At 70.3% G+C, this 15,422-nt stretch carries 19 protein-coding genes; 10 read left to right on the top strand and 9 right to left on the bottom strand.

Annotated features, from left to right (window positions below; translation table 11 throughout):
* Nucleotides 1-57 precede the first annotated feature (57 nt).
* Nucleotides 58-840: a DUF7001 family protein gene (locus tag I7X12_RS05375; protein ID WP_198062836.1), complete on the top strand. Its 783-nt coding sequence runs from the start codon at nucleotides 58-60 to the stop codon at nucleotides 838-840.
* Nucleotides 841-870: 30 nt separating this feature from the next.
* Here the strand turns inward: I7X12_RS05375 and I7X12_RS05380 are convergent, their stop codons facing one another.
* Nucleotides 871-1,152, bottom strand: coding sequence for a hypothetical protein (locus I7X12_RS05380; protein WP_232343060.1), 282 nt, complete (start codon nucleotides 1,150-1,152; stop codon nucleotides 871-873).
* Between the two features lie 158 nt (nucleotides 1,153-1,310).
* Here I7X12_RS05380 and I7X12_RS05385 point away from each other — a divergent pair, with 158 nt between their 5' ends.
* Complete coding sequence (locus I7X12_RS05385) at nucleotides 1,311-2,567, top strand: glycosyltransferase family 87 protein (RefSeq protein WP_198062837.1); 1,257 nt, start codon at nucleotides 1,311-1,313, stop codon at nucleotides 2,565-2,567.
* Between the two features lie 16 nt (nucleotides 2,568-2,583).
* Here the strand turns inward: I7X12_RS05385 and I7X12_RS05390 are convergent, their stop codons facing one another.
* The 5 genes from I7X12_RS05390 to I7X12_RS05410 form a co-directional block, all read right to left on the bottom strand.
* The gene (locus tag I7X12_RS05390) at nucleotides 2,584-3,246 is read right to left on the bottom strand and encodes a class I SAM-dependent methyltransferase (protein ID WP_198062838.1); all 663 of its coding nucleotides are present in this window, start codon (nucleotides 3,244-3,246) and stop codon (nucleotides 2,584-2,586) included.
* Nucleotides 3,246-4,142, bottom strand: a complete 897-nt coding sequence (locus I7X12_RS05395; protein ID WP_198062839.1) for a thiamine-phosphate synthase family protein — start codon at nucleotides 4,140-4,142, stop codon at nucleotides 3,246-3,248. The genes I7X12_RS05390 and I7X12_RS05395 overlap by 1 nt, the downstream gene beginning before the upstream one ends.
* A 30-nt stretch (nucleotides 4,143-4,172) precedes the next feature.
* Nucleotides 4,173-4,760, bottom strand: coding sequence for a dCTP deaminase (gene dcd / locus I7X12_RS05400; protein WP_198062840.1), 588 nt, complete (start codon nucleotides 4,758-4,760; stop codon nucleotides 4,173-4,175).
* 86 nt (nucleotides 4,761-4,846) lie between these two features.
* Complete coding sequence (locus I7X12_RS05405) at nucleotides 4,847-6,022, bottom strand: glycosyltransferase family 39 protein (protein WP_198062841.1); 1,176 nt, start codon at nucleotides 6,020-6,022, stop codon at nucleotides 4,847-4,849.
* Nucleotides 6,023-6,126: 104 nt separating this feature from the next.
* Complete coding sequence (locus tag I7X12_RS05410; RefSeq protein ID WP_198062842.1) at nucleotides 6,127-7,632, bottom strand: glycoside hydrolase family 43 protein; 1,506 nt, start codon at nucleotides 7,630-7,632, stop codon at nucleotides 6,127-6,129.
* 143 nt (nucleotides 7,633-7,775) lie between these two features.
* On the opposite strand from I7X12_RS05410, the gene pth2 reads away from it, so the two are divergent.
* The 5 genes from pth2 to psmB all read left to right on the top strand — a co-directional run bounded on the left by pth2 (nucleotide 7,776) and on the right by psmB (nucleotide 11,039).
* Nucleotides 7,776-8,114: a peptidyl-tRNA hydrolase Pth2 gene (gene pth2 / locus I7X12_RS05415; RefSeq protein ID WP_198062843.1), complete on the top strand. Its 339-nt coding sequence runs from the start codon at nucleotides 7,776-7,778 to the stop codon at nucleotides 8,112-8,114.
* A gap of 138 nt (nucleotides 8,115-8,252) precedes the next feature.
* Nucleotides 8,253-8,645 (top strand): DUF5518 domain-containing protein, encoded by a 393-nt coding sequence (locus I7X12_RS05420; RefSeq protein ID WP_232343062.1) that lies wholly within the window; start codon nucleotides 8,253-8,255, stop codon nucleotides 8,643-8,645.
* Between the two features lie 318 nt (nucleotides 8,646-8,963).
* Nucleotides 8,964-9,413, top strand: coding sequence for a hypothetical protein (locus tag I7X12_RS05425; protein WP_198062844.1), 450 nt, complete (start codon nucleotides 8,964-8,966; stop codon nucleotides 9,411-9,413).
* A gap of 146 nt (nucleotides 9,414-9,559) precedes the next feature.
* Nucleotides 9,560-10,303: an archaeal proteasome endopeptidase complex subunit alpha gene (gene psmA, locus I7X12_RS05430; protein ID WP_198062845.1), complete on the top strand. Its 744-nt coding sequence runs from the start codon at nucleotides 9,560-9,562 to the stop codon at nucleotides 10,301-10,303.
* A complete protein-coding gene (gene psmB, locus I7X12_RS05435; RefSeq protein ID WP_198062846.1) occupies nucleotides 10,296-11,039 on the top strand; it encodes an archaeal proteasome endopeptidase complex subunit beta in 744 nt (247 codons plus the stop codon). The genes psmA and psmB overlap by 8 nt, the downstream gene beginning before the upstream one ends.
* Before the next feature lie 59 nt (nucleotides 11,040-11,098).
* On the opposite strand, the gene I7X12_RS05440 is transcribed toward psmB, so the two are convergent.
* Complete coding sequence (locus I7X12_RS05440; protein ID WP_006885878.1) at nucleotides 11,099-11,371, bottom strand: MarR family transcriptional regulator; 273 nt, start codon at nucleotides 11,369-11,371, stop codon at nucleotides 11,099-11,101.
* Nucleotides 11,372-11,575: 204 nt separating this feature from the next.
* Here I7X12_RS05440 and I7X12_RS05445 point away from each other — a divergent pair, with 204 nt between their 5' ends.
* The 3 genes from I7X12_RS05445 (at nucleotide 11,576) to I7X12_RS05455 (ending at nucleotide 13,814) form a co-directional block, all read left to right on the top strand.
* The gene (locus I7X12_RS05445; protein ID WP_198062847.1) at nucleotides 11,576-11,977 is read left to right on the top strand and encodes a pyridoxamine 5'-phosphate oxidase family protein; all 402 of its coding nucleotides are present in this window, start codon (nucleotides 11,576-11,578) and stop codon (nucleotides 11,975-11,977) included.
* A gap of 111 nt (nucleotides 11,978-12,088) precedes the next feature.
* Nucleotides 12,089-12,799 (top strand): class I SAM-dependent methyltransferase, encoded by a 711-nt coding sequence (locus I7X12_RS05450; RefSeq protein WP_198062848.1) that lies wholly within the window; start codon nucleotides 12,089-12,091, stop codon nucleotides 12,797-12,799.
* A 112-nt stretch (nucleotides 12,800-12,911) separates the two neighbouring features.
* Nucleotides 12,912-13,814, top strand: a complete 903-nt coding sequence (locus I7X12_RS05455; protein WP_198062849.1) for a glycosyltransferase family 2 protein — start codon at nucleotides 12,912-12,914, stop codon at nucleotides 13,812-13,814.
* Between the two features lie 41 nt (nucleotides 13,815-13,855).
* On the opposite strand, the gene I7X12_RS05460 is transcribed toward I7X12_RS05455, so the two are convergent.
* Nucleotides 13,856-14,677: an amidohydrolase family protein gene (locus I7X12_RS05460; protein WP_198062850.1), complete on the bottom strand. Its 822-nt coding sequence runs from the start codon at nucleotides 14,675-14,677 to the stop codon at nucleotides 13,856-13,858.
* Between the two features lie 85 nt (nucleotides 14,678-14,762).
* The gene (locus I7X12_RS05465; protein ID WP_198062851.1) at nucleotides 14,763-15,191 is read right to left on the bottom strand and encodes a hypothetical protein; all 429 of its coding nucleotides are present in this window, start codon (nucleotides 15,189-15,191) and stop codon (nucleotides 14,763-14,765) included.
* Nucleotides 15,192-15,422: the final 231 nt, after the last annotated feature.

A 15,422-nucleotide genomic window follows, 5' to 3' on the forward strand; every position in this document is an offset into this window, starting at 1 on the left:
GAGCGCGTGTCGGTCGCGAGCCGCAACGCGTTTTACCCGGTGGTACCACGCGTTCGTATGGTCGAGGCAGTCACGCTCTACCGTGCGCCCACCACCGAGGCCGACGCCGACGCGGTCGCCGGGTGGCTCCGCGAGCGCGTCGACGCCGACGTGCGGGTGCGCGACCGCTTTTGCTCGGTCTTCGGCGCCGAAGACGGCGGCGAGTCCGAGGACCTCGCCGAGTCGTTCGCCGAGGCGCGGGTGCTCTCGCCGTACGAACGCGAGACCGGCAATACGATGGTCGGGATCGTCCGATACGAGGAGCGAGCTATCGAGAGCCCCGAACGCGGCGGCGGCGTCATCTACGACGGGCTGCAAGTACAGGAGATCCTGAACGGTCTGGTTCCGGACGGCGAGCGCGGGCTCGGTCACCTGCACGTCCCACTGCTGGACCGCGTCGTCGGCACCTGGGGCGACCACGACGGTCGCTGGCACAAGCGGGTGAACGTCCTCGGCCAGCCCGGCCTCGTGTCGGTCCCGGGCCTCTACGAGGCCCCCGCCAAGCCAGAGCAGTACTACAAGGAACAGCAGAAACACGCGCTGCTGTCGGGCGGGGCACCTCCGCGAGAGGTGCTGGAAAACGAGGTCGACGGGGAGTTCCTGGTGGAGTCCGACCCTCGGACCTCCGAAGCGCTGCGGGGCTACGTCCTCCAGTGCTACCACTATTTGGAGACCGGCGAGAGCTTCTGCGACGAGGAGGACTGCCGGCTGGCGAATCCACACCGTCAGCCCGGAGTGATTCGGGCACAGCTCCGCGAGCCCGAATTCTGTCCCGAACACGCCGAGCGGTATCGACAGTAGAGCGACCGAGAGTCGGAGCGTAGGCGTCGTCTACGCCAGCGCGATCCCGGCACCGACGGCGATACTCGTCAGCGCCAGGCCGGCGAGCGCGACCGTCGACAGCCGGTCGCGGTGTTCGTCGGTCTCGTCGGTGTCGAACCCGCCGCGACCGGTCAGGACGCCGACGCCGACGGCGACCGCCGAGAGGCCGCCGGCGAGCGCCAGCGTCGTCCAGAGTTCGAATCCGTGCTGTGCGACTTCCCGTGCGGCCGTCCCGGCGAGCAGCACACCGGTGGCTATCGGGGCCGCGCCTGTCGTCTTGGTGGAGGGCATCGTTCGGAATTCAATCGCGATTCACAAAAGTGCGGCGACGTGAGAGCCCTTCGGTTCGCTCGCTACCGAAGCCTCGACCGCACCCGACCGCACTCGACGGCGCGCGTCGAACGCTGCCATCCGACACGCACAAGGCGCCCGCCCGTGCACCGCCGACCGTGACAGACCGGAACTGGGGTGCGCTGGCGGTGTTCGCCACGGGCGCCCTCCTCGGCGTCGCGATCGTGGTCAACTACGCCGTCAACAGGCCCGGCACCTTCGGCCTGAACTACCGCGTCTACCACGTCGCCGCCGAGACCGCACTCACCGGCGGTGACTTCTACGCCGTCACGCCGGCCGACAGCGGCTACCACTACGTCTACCCGCCCGCCGCCGTCCTCGCCTTCCTCCCCTCGGCGCTCGCCGAGTCGTGGATCCCCGGCTTCCTCGCGATCACCGCCGTCTCCGCCAGCGCGAGCGCCCTGGCCACGCGCCTGCTCACGGGCTACGTCGAGTCACTTGGCTACGCCGTGAGCCGGCTCGAACGGGGTCTGCTGTTCGCGTTCCTGCTCGCGTCGGCGTCCTCGGCGCCCTCGCTGGGCTACGGGCAGGTGAACCACGTCCTCGCCCTCGCGCTGGTCGCCGGGTTCGTCTGGCTCGCCCGCGACCGGGAGACCAGGGCGGGCGTCGCGCTCGCGGTCCCGGCGTTCGTGAAAGTCTTCCCCGCGGTCGTCGGCCTGTGGCTGCTCCGCCGGCGCGCCTGGCGCGCCATCGCGGCCGCGGTCGGGACCGCCGTCGGCCTGTTCGGACTGGGACTGGCCGTCTTCGACGTCGACACCACGCGGACGTACGTCACCGCCGCCCTGCTCCCCCAGCGCGAGACGGCCGATTTCGTCGGCGGGCTGGCGCCCGGCCGGAGCTACGTCACCCTCCGCCGGCCGCTGTCGGTCCTGTTCCCGACCGTCGACCCGATCTGGTACGCCGTCGGCGCGGCGGCGATCCTCGCGCCCGTCCTCGCCGCGCTGTACTACCGCCCGCGGACCGTCACCGACCGCCACGTCGCCGTCCACGGGACGCTGGTCGCGACGGTGCTCGCCTTTCCGTCGCTGCTACTGTACTACGCCTACACGGCGTTCTCGCTGGTCGTCCTCCTCTACGACCTCCCCGCGGGCCGGGGTCGACAGCTGTTCGTCGCCGGCGCGCTGCTGGCCAACGTCTCGCTGTCGTACGGCAACCTCCGGGAGACCGTCCGGGCGCTCCCGCTCGACCCCGCGACGAGGCAGGCGATACTCGACGCCGCGCTCCCGGTGCTTCGCCTCGGCACGCCGGTGCTGTGGGGGAGCCTGCTCACCCTCGCCGGCTGTCTCGTCTACCGCGTCGAGTCGGGGGCGCTGTCGGTCCCCGCGCCGCTCCGCGCGGTGCTCGACAGCGAGTAGCCCCAGCACCGGTCGCTCACGGCCGCTCGCCCCAGGCCAGCCCCAGAAACCCCAGCCCGAACTCGTCGAAACCGTGGTCGGAGCACCTCGAGAAGACGGCGTCGCGGGCGGTCGCAACCCGTCGCTCCAGACTCTCGACGGGCGAGACGCGTCCGTCGCCGGGCGCAGCCAGTCGGACGAACGCGCGGAATCCCAGATTCAGCGGCGCGGCCACCCGCCGCTCGGAGCGGCCGGCGTTGAGCAGGGCGATCCGCCCGTCCGGACCGAGCGCCTCGATCCACCGCTCGACGGCCGGCCGCGGGTCGGCGAACATCCCGACGACGAAGGTCGCGAGCACCGCGTCGACGGGACCGTCGACCGGGGGCCGCCGCGCGTCGGCCTGCACGAGGTGGACGTTCTCCCAGCCCGCGCGGTCGACCCGCTCGCTCGCCCGCCGGAGCATGCCGCGGGTCACGTCGACGCCGACGACCCGCCCCTCCGGGCCGACGCGCTCGCGCAACTGCGAGAAGTTCGCGCCGGTGCCACAGCCCATCTCGACGACGGTGTCGCCCGCCTCGAGTCCGAGCCGGTCGGCCGCCCGGTCGCGCCAGGAGTCGACGCCCGGCGCGGTCGCCAGCCAGTCGTAGGCGGTCGCCCAGCGGCCGTAGAACGCCTGGGTCGCGCGGGCGTCGTTCGTCATTACAGTTCCCTGACGACGCGGGCGGCGGCCGGGCCGTCGGTCCCCAGCACGTAGACGATCGGTTCGACGCCGAACCCGCCGGTCTGGTAGAGCACGTCGGCGTCGGGCGAGTCGGCGAGCGCGTCCGCGACCGCATCGGTCAGGTCGGCCTCGGCGTCGAACTCGACGGCGACGTAGTCCGCCTCGGTGAGCGTCTCGACGATGTCGGCGTCGTAGCGGACGTTCAACGCCGCTCGGGCGTCGCTCCCGCCCGCCCGCGCCGCGAGCAGCACGCTCGCGACGTGCTCGCTGACGCCGAACTCCGGGTCGCCCGGGACGGCCGTCGTCCCCTCCAGGTCGAGGATCCGGCCCGGCACCGCCGCCACGTCCTCGATACCCTCGGCCTCCGGGAGGCACTCGACGAGGTTCGAGCCGACCGCGGGCACGAGTTCGGGGAACTCGTCGGTGTTCTCCAGGATACGCACGCCCCGCCGCAGCGAGGCGAGGACCTGCTCGGCCGCGCGAACGGTGCTCTCGGGGTCGTGGATCGCGAAGCGGTCGTCGCCGTACTCGGCGAGGCCGGGCATCTCCGCCTCGTGGAGCTGGGCGAGCAGGTCCCCCTGCTCCAGCTGGCGGACGAACACCTCCGCCTCGACGAGCGCCTGGACGGGGCTCATCTCGCCGCTGGCCAGCCCCTCCGCGAGGCGCTCGACGAGTTCGCGCAGCCGGCGGTCCGAGAGCAGGCGGTCGTTGCGCTCGACCTCGCCGTGGACGTACTTCGAGACGGCGCTCTGGCTGATGCCCAGCAGCTCCGCGACCTCACTCTGGGTCAGTCCGCGCTCGCGCAGCGCCTCGGCGAGCATCGACCGGAACGTCGGCAGGAACTCGTCGACGACGACCTCCTCGACGAACTTCATCGGTCGGTCACCGCCGTTGTCGACGGCATCTCACTGGTCCCCGCCGAACTCGCGGTCGCCCTGAATCTTCGACGCCTGGGGCCCGGACTGGTCCTGGTACTTCGAACCGCGGCCGCTCCCGTACGGTCGTTCCGCTCTGGACGTGAGTTCGGTGAAGATGAGTTGGGAGATGCGCATATCCGGCGTCAACGCGACGGGCGCAGTACCGAGATTCGAGAGTTCGAGGGTGATCTGCCCCCGGTATCCGGGGTCGATGATCCCCGCTGTGGCGTGGATGACGATGGCGAGTCGGCCCATCGACGAGCGGCCCTGTACGTGGGCGATGAGGTCCGGCGGAATCTCGACGCGCTCGTAGGTGGTTCCGAGTACGAAATCACCCGGGTGGAGGATGAACTCCCCGTCCTCGTCGACGACGGTCTCCTCGACGTACTCGTCGACCTCGCGCTCGCTCGTCGGGTGGATGCAGGGGATGTTGGCGTGCTGGAACTCCAGAAAGGTCCGGCCTAACCGCAGGTCGACGCTGGCGGGCTGGATCTGGAGGTCCGGGTCGTCGAGCGGCTCGACCACTAGATCTCCCGTCTCCAGGCGTCGCAGAATATCGGCGTCCGACAGTATCATACAGAGGTCTGACCCCCCTCGGGGTAAAACATCACGATTGGCGGCGGTGGGCGCGTCGAGATTTCGACGGCCCACCGTGTTCGGCGTTACACCGGACTCAGCGCGCGGACCCGCCGCGGCCACTCGCTCAGCGAGACGTAGTAGCCGGCGAACAGCGAGTACACGACGACGGCGGGGCCCAGGAAGTTCCGCCAGCCGGCCACCCAGATGCCCATCGCGGTGACGACGACCGCGGCCAGCGGCGTCGCCCACAGCGCGAGCAGGTCCCACTCCTCGCGCCGTATCGCCGCCCGGATCCCCAGGGCGGCGAGGACCAGCAGGGGCGTGAGCGTCGTGACGGCCCGGACCGTGTGACCCGACGACCAGCCGGGCATCACCGGCGAGAAGAACCACAGCCCGCGCAGGACGGCGATAGCGACGACGTGTTCGGCGTTGGCGACGAAGAAGTCGAGGACGCCGCTGGCCGCGGCGGGGTCGTAGCCGTAGACGACTCGCTCCGGCGTGACGATTATCCCCTCGCGCCAGTGGTACAGCATCGACCCCTTCGCCCAGCCGAACTGCAGGCGATAGGCGATGGCCGCGGCGAGGACGCCGACGATGCCGAGGTTGACCTTCGCCGGGAACCCGAGATCCAGCCGGCGGTCGCTGGTCGCCGGCAGCAGGTCGTAGAGCAGGTACGCGCCGACGATGGGCAGGCCGTTCGGTCGGACCAGCGCGACGAAGCCAAGCGATCCGAGCGCGAGCAGGCGGTTGCGGGTCGTCGGCGTCGTGTGGTAGTGCGCCAGGCGCCACAGTGCGAGGGCGAGCGCGAACGTGAGCATGAACTCCGACTGCGGACGGACGACCCACCGGTACACCTCCCACTGGAGGGCGAGCGCGACGCCGGCGACGATGCCCGCCGACCGACCGGCCAGGTGGCGACCGGTGGCGTAGACGAGGACGCAGGCGAGCGCCGAGAGCACGACCTGGACGCCGACCCAGCCGTGGACCCACTCGCCGGTCGCTCGCAGCCAGCCGCAGTAGGGCAGCCAGTAGCCGGAGTACGCGAGCGCCCGGGTCCCGAACAGGGTCCCGGCGGAAAAGTCGTTGCACCACGCCACGTAGCGGGTCGCGTCGCGGACGACGTGGGTTCCGATGCGAGCCCACACCCAGCCCCGGAGGGCGAGTGCGATCAGGAAGATCAGCGCGGCGTCGCGCGTACTCGCCTCGTCGGGGAGGGGCTCGGCGAGGACGTCGCGGACGCTGGAGCGGCGGAGGACCATCGATAGGGTGGCTGACACGACCCTCCCTTGAAAACCTTCTTCATGCTATCGCAGTGTCCGATCGGGGCGGGCGGGACGGGAGCGAAACGCGGTCTCGGGGCCGCCTATCCGTCCGCGAGTTCGTAGACGAACCGCTCGACGCGAGCGGGCGTGGCTTCGGCCGGGCCGCTCTCGGCGACGGCGTAGGGGCCGACCACCACGCCGGTGAACCCGCCCGCGACCTCCGTCGAGAGGTACTTCGGGCGCGCCTCGGCGACGACTTCGCCGTCGACGCGGAACTCGTAGGTCTCCGCCGTCGCGTCGACGCCGAGGGTCACTCGCTCGCCGACCGGCCCGCGGGCGAGCACGTCGGTCGCGTCGCCGATCGTGACGCGGACGACGGCCACCGATCCGTCCGCACCGTCGCTACGCTGGACCCCGACCTCGTAGTGGTGCCCCTCGTCCATGACGAGCGCCAGCCCCGCCTCCTCGCCGGGGTCGGGGTCGAACGCCAGGTCGGCGCGGATCCGGCAGTCGAAGTTCGTCTGCCGACGGGCGAGGAACGTCGTCCCGGGTTCGTCCAGCGACTCGGGACCGCCGCGGAGGACGAGCCCGTCGTCGGTGAACGCGTAGCGGTCCCGGTCGGGCGTCCGCCGGTAGCACCACTCGTGGCTTCGTCCCTCGGAAAAGTCGGTGTCGGTGTGCTCGACCGGGTCCGACCCGGCGCTCGCAGGGGTGGCCTCGCCCGGCAGCGCGGCCGCGTCGATCTCGGACGGGAGCGCCCCGTCCGCGACGACGGGCCAGCCCTCGTCCCAGGACACCGGCGCGAGGAACGTCTCGCGACCCAGATGGTGCCACCCGGGGAAGCCGCCGCGCGGGCGGGTGCCCAGGCAGACCAGCCACCAGTTCCCGTCGGCGTCGGTCACGAGGTCGGCGTGGCCCGTCGCGTGCACGTCGCGGTAGAAGTCGTCGCGATGGGTAAGGATCGGGTTGTCGGGATGGGACTCGAAGGGGCCCGTCGGGTCGTCGCTCCGGCCGACCATCACGGAGTGGCCGGTGCTGGTCCCGCCCTCGGCGACGACGAGGTAGTACGTTCCGTCGCGCTCGTAGAGGTGCGGCGCCTCGGCGTGGGGGTCCTCGTGGCCAGTCCAGACGGTGCGCTGTTCGCCCAGTTCGCCCGTCTCGGGGTCGATCTCGGCCTGCTCGATCCCGCGGTCGGTGTCGGTCGTGAAGTAGGTGAAATAGCAGGTGTCCTCGTCCCAGAACAGGTCGGGGTCGATGCCGGGCGCGTCGACGGAGACGGGGTCGGACCACTCGCCCGCCGGATCGTCGGCGGTGACGACGAAGTGGCCGCCGCCGCTCGTGTTCGTCGACGTGACGTAGAACGTGCCGTCGTGGTGGCGCAGGGTGGGCGCGAAGATCCCGCCGGATATCCGCGCCTCGCGGGTGTCGAGTTGCGACTCGCGCGTGAGCGCGTGGCCGATCGGTTCCCAGTCGGTCAGGGTCTCGCTCCGGTAGAGCGGCAGGCCGGGGAAGTACTCGAAGGAACTCGTCGCCAGGTAGAACGTCTCGTCGACCCGACATATCGAGGGGTCGGGGTGAAAACCGGGGAGGACGGGATTCGATGGCATGACACACCGCTCGACGCGGCGGGTGGTAACTCCTGCGGACCCTCGTCGGTGCCGGGTCGTCATTGGCGCCTGACCGCCGCCACCGAACGGTCGCCCAGCGGGGGATGGAAAGGCAGATACGGCGCCCGGTCGTCCGGGGAGCCATGAAACAGGCCATCGTCGCCCGCGCCGACCTGGGGATGGGCGAGGGGAAGCTCGCAGCGCAAGTCGCCCACGCGTCGCTCATGGCCTTCGAGGACGCCGACCGCCGAGCCGCCAACGAGTGGAAGGGCAGCGGCCAGAAGAAGGTCGTCCTCCAAGCGAACGGCGAGTCACAGCTGTTCGAACTTGCCGACGAGGCCGAGCGCGAGGGGCTGCCCCACGCCGTGGTTCGGGACGCCGGCCACACCCAGTTGGAACCCGGGACCGCCAGCGCGCTGGCCGTCGGACCCGCCCGCGACGACCTCGTCGACAAGGTCACCGGCGACCTCTCGCTGTACTGACCCGGTTCGACGGACTCGAACCTCGCCGGCAACTCGCGTCTATTCCTCCCGTGGCCGCGGCCATCCCGCACGCGAAGCTGAAATTACCTCCCCGTGGCGGCAACTTCGCTTAACACGGCAGCCGGTCTGGATCCGCGTATGGTAAAGTGGATGGCCGTCGCGTACGGAATCGTCGGATCGCTCGTAATCGGGCTCCTCGGCGGGCTGGGCCTCCCGTTCACCGACGCGACGCTCCCGACGGTCGGAGCGGGGTTGACCGGCCTCATCGCGGGCGCGATAGCCGGATACGCCGCCCGGGAAGGACTGGGTAGCGGCGCGCTCCACGGGTTCCTGGCGACGACGATCGGGGGCATCATCGTCGCGCTGGTCCTGCTGTTCGCCGGGACCCTCGTGGCCGGTATCTTCGGGTTCAGCGCCGGTGTCGTCGCGCTGATCTGGGTCGCCGCGACCGGGATCCCCGGTGCGGTCGGTGGCGCGATCGGCGGCGCCGTCGCACCCGAAGCCGAAGCCGCCGGCCAGCCCGTCGCCTGACGATCCCAACCGCTCGCTCGACCCGGAGTAATCCGAGCGTATCGAGTCGGATCGACAGATCACGGTCCGGTTCGGGGGAGAGCGCCGCAGTTCGCCGATCGTTCGCCGTCCGTTCGCCGGAGCCGATGCCACCAGTTAAGCCCGCGTAGCCGAGAGAGAGGGTATCGCCATGACCGTGCGACCCGTCGCGACGCAACGCAGTTCCGACCGACCGCCGACCGGCGGTCCGACCCCGACCACCGATCCGACCTCGACTGCCGATCCGACCTCGACAGGCCCGCAAACGCCGCCTCGAGACGGTAGCGGAGGGCCGCTCTGATGTACGAGACGACCGCCGTCGCTCGACTCACCGGTGCGGTCTCCCTGCTGGTCGCGCTCGCGGTCTGGGGGCTCGGATCCGCGCTCGCCGCCGGCGGGACGACCGCGTCGACGTGGGCGCTGGGGCTCGCCGTCATGTTCCCCGTCAGTGCGCTCGCGCTCGGATACGCCGGCGGCCGCGCCCCGCCGAGGACCGGGTCGGAGTACGCCCTCGGGCTCGTCGTCGCCGTCGCGGCCGCCTCCGTCGCGTACCTCGCCGCACTCGCGGTCGGCCTCCCGCTGGTCGCCCCCCTCGTCGGGGCGAACCCGCTCTGGCTCCTCGTCGCCGCCGCCGGCTTCGGCCTGCTCGCGGCGGCGCTCGCGGTCGTCGACGCCCGATACGTCCGGCGCCCGCCCACCGCGACCCGCCTCGAAGCGCGATACCTCGACGACCCCGTCGGCGACGACTGACCGGCCCGGCCGAGACCCCGGACCGCGACCGACGCGACCTCGGCCCACGGCAGCCGCGGTCCGGTCGCGACCGCTACTCTGTGGAAAGGCCTATATATAGCAACTCCTAACTGGAGGTTAGTCACGACGACTCAGTGACGCACACTATGCAGGATCAGAACCAGCAGGCGTACGACCGCGGGACGTCGATCTTCTCGCCGGACGGACGCCTCTATCAGGTCGAGTACGCCCGGGAAGCGATCAAGCGCGGCACCGCCAGTGTCGGCGTTCGCACCGCCGACGGCGTGGTACTCGCGGCGGACCGACAGGTACGCTCGCCGCTCGTCGAGGAGGAGAGCATCGAGAAACTCCACCGCATCGACGACCACATCGCGGTCGCGAGCGCGGGCCACGTCGCCGACGCGCGCCAGCTCGTCGACTTCGCACGCGAGCAGGCGCAGGTCAACAAGCTGCGCTACGACGAGCCGATCGGCGTCGAGTCGCTGGCCAAGGAGGTCACCGACTACATCCAGCGCTACACCCAGAGCGGCGGCGTCCGCCCGTTCGGCGTGGCGCTGGCCATCGGCGGCGTCGACCCCGACGGGACGCCGAAGCTCTTCGAGACGGACCCTTCGGGGACCCCCTACGAGTGGAAGGCGACCGCCATCGGCGGGAACCGCGAGGCGCTCCAGAGCTTCCTCGAAGACGAGTACCGACCGGAGATGGACCTCGATTCGGGGGTCGCCCTCGCGCTGGAGACCATCGCACAGGGCGAGGACGACGAGGCGGTCGACCCCCAGGCCGCCGAAGTGACCGTGATCGACACCGAGACCCACCGGGTCCGCTCGCTCGACCCCGATGAGATCGCGAGCCACCTCGACGAACTCGACGGCGGTGAGACCGATGAGTAGATTCACCGACCCGCTGACCGGCGCCGACGCCGTCGGCGACCCGACCGCGCCCGAGCTCACCGACGGGTTCGGCGAGGCGGGCGAACCCGGCGGCGCGAACGCGGGAGACCGCGACGAGGGTACGGTCAACAAGACCGGGACGACCACGGTCGGGATCGCGACCGACGACGGCGTCGTCGTCGCGACGGACCGGCGCGCCTCCCTCGGTGGGCGGTTCGTCTCGAACAAGTCGGTCCAGAAGGTCGAGCAGGTCCACCCGACCGGCGTGCTGACGCTCGTCGGGAGCGTCGGCGGCGCCCAGTCGTTCATCCGGACGCTCCGTTCGGAGGCAGACCTCTACGAGGTGCGCAAAGGTGAGTCGATCAGCATCGGTGCGCTCGCGACGCTGGCGGGCAACTTCGCCCGCGGCGGGCCCTTCTTCGCCATCAACCCGATCCTCGCCGGCGTCGACGAGGAGGGCAGTCACGTCTACAGTATCGACCCCGCCGGCGGCGTCATGGCCGACGACTACACGGTGACGGGCTCGGGCATGCAACTCGCCTACGGGACCATCGAGGGCGAGTACGACGAGGCGATGAGCATGGCCGACGCTCGCGACCTGGCCGTGCGAGCGGTCGAGGCCGCCAGCGAGCGCGACACCGGCTCGGGCAACGGTGTCTACGTCGCGGAGGTCACCGGCGACGGCGTCGACATCGAGGGCTTCGACGACACCGACGCGGCGCTGGCCGAGCGGTAGCGTCGAACGCGTTCGGATCCGGATTCGATTCCGAGAAAGGCGCGAACGGCCGCGGCGGCTCAGCTGTTGAGGAAGTAGACCTGTTTTCTGGCGTCGTGGAAGCTGTAGCGCGAACCCACGAGGCCGGACTCTTCGAGGCGGTTGAGGGCGTAGCGGACGGTTCGGTCGGGCAACAGCGACTCCTCGGCCAGCTGGCCCTGCGAGAGCGGGGCGTCCGTCTCCAGTACTTTCGCGACCAGTTTCGCGCTCGGAGGGAGCTCGCGGAGCCGCTCGCGGAACTCCGCTTCACCCAGTGCCTCCTCCGCCGCCGGCTCGTCTATCGTCGTGCTCATACTGCTCCGTCTCGCGAGAGCACTGGTAAAAGTTGGCTATATGGATGACCAAATAGTCCAAACCATATAAGGTCCCCTAGTATTTTCGCCCGTTCGTCGAACGCGTCGCCGGTAGGCGGCGGTTTCGGCCGGATCCGCGATCCGAAAGGCGGCCGCTACCGTGGCGGGGTACACCTTTTCGATGCCGCGGACCGACGGTCCGATATGTCGTCGATCCCCGAACCGTACCACGAACTGTTCGAGAAGGAGACCTACGCGCACTTCGCGACGCTGACCCCGGAGGGAGTCCCGCACGTCACGCCGGTCTGGATCGACTACGACCTCGAAGCCGACCGGGTACTGGTGAACACGGCGCGCGGGCGCCGCAAGGAGCGCAACGTCCGGGCGGACCCTCGCGTCGGTGTGAGCATGGTCGACCCGGACGACGCCTACCGCTACTGTTCGGTGGTCGGGGAGGTGACGGCGCTGACCGACGAGGGCGCCGAGGACCACATCGACGACCTGGCGGCCCGCTACTTCGGCGTCGACGAGTACCCCAGCTACGACGAGGACCCGGGTCCCAGAGTGATCGTCGAGATCCGACCGGACGAGGTGTTCACGGCCTGAAAACCGCCGCCGTCGAGCGGACGGCCGTCGGAGGGACCGGGATCGGTCGACCCGGTCGTCCCCGAGCGTTTTCAGTACTCTTTTGCCCCCCGAGGGGGCAAATCCGGTATCGTGAAGGGTCAGGAGTGGTACCAGCAGGAAACTGTCGTCGAGTCCTACGAGGACAAACGGTTCTCCCGTGGTGGGGGTCGGCTCACCGACCGACTGGAGAAGAAAGCGGTCGGTGAGGCGCTCGCGCCCGTCGCGGACCGGAAGATCCTCGAGATCGCCTGCGGCACCGGCCGCTTTTCGGTGATGCTCGCTCAGCAGGGCGCGGACGTGGTCGGGCTGGATATCTCGGCCCCGATGCTCGGCGAAGGCCGGCGGAAGGCCCGCCAGGCCGGCGTCGACGACCATCTGGAGTTCCTGCGCGGGGACGCGGCCCGCCTGCCGTTCCCCGACGATCACTTCGACTCCGTGTTCGCCATCCGGTTTTTCCACCTCGTGGACGAGCCAAAGCGGTACCTCCGCGAGCTCGCCCGGGTCTCCAGCGATCAGGTCGTCTTCGAGACGTACAACCGGTTCTCCGGTCGCTCGCTGTACAACTGGGCGCTCCCGATGGGGTCGCGGCTGTACTCCCGGCGCGAGGTCGACGGCATGCTCGCGGCCGCCGACCTGCGGCTGACCGACGAGACCCACGAGTTCGTCGTCCCCTTCGGCCTCTACCGGAAACTTCCGGGCGGCGTCGCGAAGGCGTTCCGCACGGTCGAGGAGGGGCTCGACCGCACGCCGCTGGGCGACAGCCTCGCCTCGATCTCCTACTGGTCGGCCACCGTCGAGTGAGACGAACGGTCCGGTCCGCGGTGGCTCTGCCCGCTCGGCGGCGTCTGACTCGGAGTCGCACGGCTCCGTTCGTCCCACGGCTTTTATACGCGTCGAGCTTGCTACGGACTGTATGCAGCTCTCGGTGGTGGTTCCGACGCTCGACGGCCGGGAGCAACTCGCCCGGACGCTCGACGCGCTGACCGGGCACGTCGCCGCGGCCGAAGTGGTGGTAGTCAACGGCCCGTCGACCGACGGGACGACCGGGATGGTCCGCGAACGCGACGACGTGGACGTACTCGTCGAAGTCGCCGACCGGACCGTCACGGCCGCGCGCAACGCCGGCATCGAACAGACCACCGGCGACGCCGTCGCGCTGGTCGACCAGGGCCTGGCCGTGACCGACGAGTGGTACGGCGCCCTGGTCGAGGGGCTGGCCGACGCCGACGTAGTCTCCGGCCCGGTCCACGAGCGACTTCGCGGGGGGATGACCACGGAAGAGGTCGAGTCCGACGCGCTGGCCGGCCGCGAGGTCACGTACTTCAACGGCGGCAACGTCGCCTTCTCGCGACCCGCGCTCGACGCGCTGGACGGCTTCGACGAGTACCTGGAGATCGGCAGCGCCCGCGACGGCGCCCACCGGCTGGCGAACCTCGACTACGCGGTGACCTGGCAGTCCGGGATGGGCGTCGCCCGCCAGGTCGGCGCCGACGGCGGCGGCCCGACGAGCGACCCCGGCTGGAAGTATCGCTCGCTCGCCTACCGACTCGTCAAGAACTACGGCGTGCGCCCGCGCGTGGCCGCGCGGATGGTAATCCACGCCGGCCGCGACGCCCTCGACTCGCTACGGGACGTGGCCCGCGGCGACGGCACGCCGTCGAACTGGCTCGGCACCGGCCGCGACGTGCTCTCCGGACTGGCGGTCGGATCGAAAGACGGCGCCTGGGCGCGCCTGCTCGACCGGTCGTCCCGTCGCAACCCCTACGGCCGCTCGGCCCGCTCGGACCGCGCCGTCGCCGTCTACGACAGTCGGTAGTCGTTCTCGACGCGAATAGAGGAGCCGCTTCACGGGAGTCACTACTGTTGACCCGCGGGTGCGAGCGCCTCGAAGACGCGGGCGGGGTTGTTCGAGAAGACCTTCGTCATGGCGTCCTCGGGGACGTCGAGGGTCAGTACTTCCATGACGGCGACGTTCGGGTGGGCGGCGGGCGAGCCGCTGCCGAAGCAGACCCGGTCGGGGTGTTCCATGATCGCCCGCTCCAGCGGGTCGCGGTAGCGGACGAAGCTCGTATCGAGGTACAGCGACGAGGCGTGGTCGAGCAGGTCGATGGCGCGCTCCATCAGCTCTCGGTCCAGTGGATGGCCGCCGAAGTGCGCGAGGACGACCGGGAAGTCGTATTCGAGGAGGGTGGCCTCGACGGCTTCCGGCGGGAACTCCCGACCGCCGTGGACGATGGTCGGCAGGCCCACGTCGGCCAGGCCTTCGAGCACTTCCTCGTCGGGGAGCCCGTCACGGGGAGGATTGAGCTTGAAGCCGACGAATCGGTCGTCGTAGGCGTACTGCTCGACGTCCTCGGGGGAGGTGTGGTCGTCCCCGCGACTGGCGGTGAGATTCCGGAGTTTCGCTGCGGTCGTGTCACCGGGGTCGCGAGCGCCGTTGATGCGGGCCACCGCGACGAACGGTCGGCCGACGCTCATCCGGGCGACGGCGTTGTTCGCCGGCAGGTAGTCGCCGTCGCGTCCGCTCGGGAACACCAGCGACCTGACGACGCCGGCCTGGTGCATCTCCCGTTCCAGCCGTTCGGGGTCGCCCAGCCCCTCGCGCTGGCGGCGGTCCTCGTCCGGCTCCAGCCGCGCGTGCACGTCGACCACCCGGAACCCGTGCTCCAGCTCCAGCATTCACCCTACCTTGTGTGGAGGTGGTTGAAACGGTTGTCGGAGCGAACGGGCGGTCGGACGAGCATTCGGGTCCGTGGCAGTCGGGTCAGTCGGTGAGGCGTCTGGTGAGTCGACCCAGTGCGAACCCGAGCGTCCCGGTGAGAGCGGCGTAGACGCCCGCGACGAGCAGGTAGACCGCGACGATGACCCACATATGACCCGCGAATATCCCCGGGCGAGAGTGCGGAACGACGTAGGCGGCGACGAGGACGAAATTCACCCCGAGACAGCTCGCCAGCCCGAACCGGTAGTAGCTGACGACCAGCCCGACCGAGAGCGCCGCGAGCCCTTCGACGGGGAACGACCCCGGGACCACGACGAACGGGACTCGGACTCCCAGGCTGAACGTGGGCGAGACGGTCGCGCTCCGGACCAGCAGGATGGCGGCCGCCGCGCAGGTCGTGGCGTTCCAGAGCCGGCGGCTGTGTCGCTCGTTGGTCTCGAACACCCAGGACGGGAGGCTCCGGGCGGTCACGCTTCGTGTAACTCCACCGACCGTTGTAGCTCTTCTGGGCGGTCGCGGCCGGGAACTCCCGACGGCAGTGGTCTCACGACACCCGACAGCGCCGCGACTGCCGCCCTCACCAACTTCCGGTGCCAGAACACGTCGCCCTCGTCAGGCGCTCAGTCATCCTATTTAAACCCTTCCCGGGAAATCGAGTGGTGACCCCTCACACACCGCTGGCGGTGGTTGTGGGGGGTGCTT

Origin of the sequence: Halosimplex litoreum (assembly GCF_016065055.1) — an archaeon.
In the GTDB taxonomy this organism is placed as follows: domain Archaea; phylum Halobacteriota; class Halobacteria; order Halobacteriales; family Haloarculaceae; genus Halosimplex; species Halosimplex litoreum.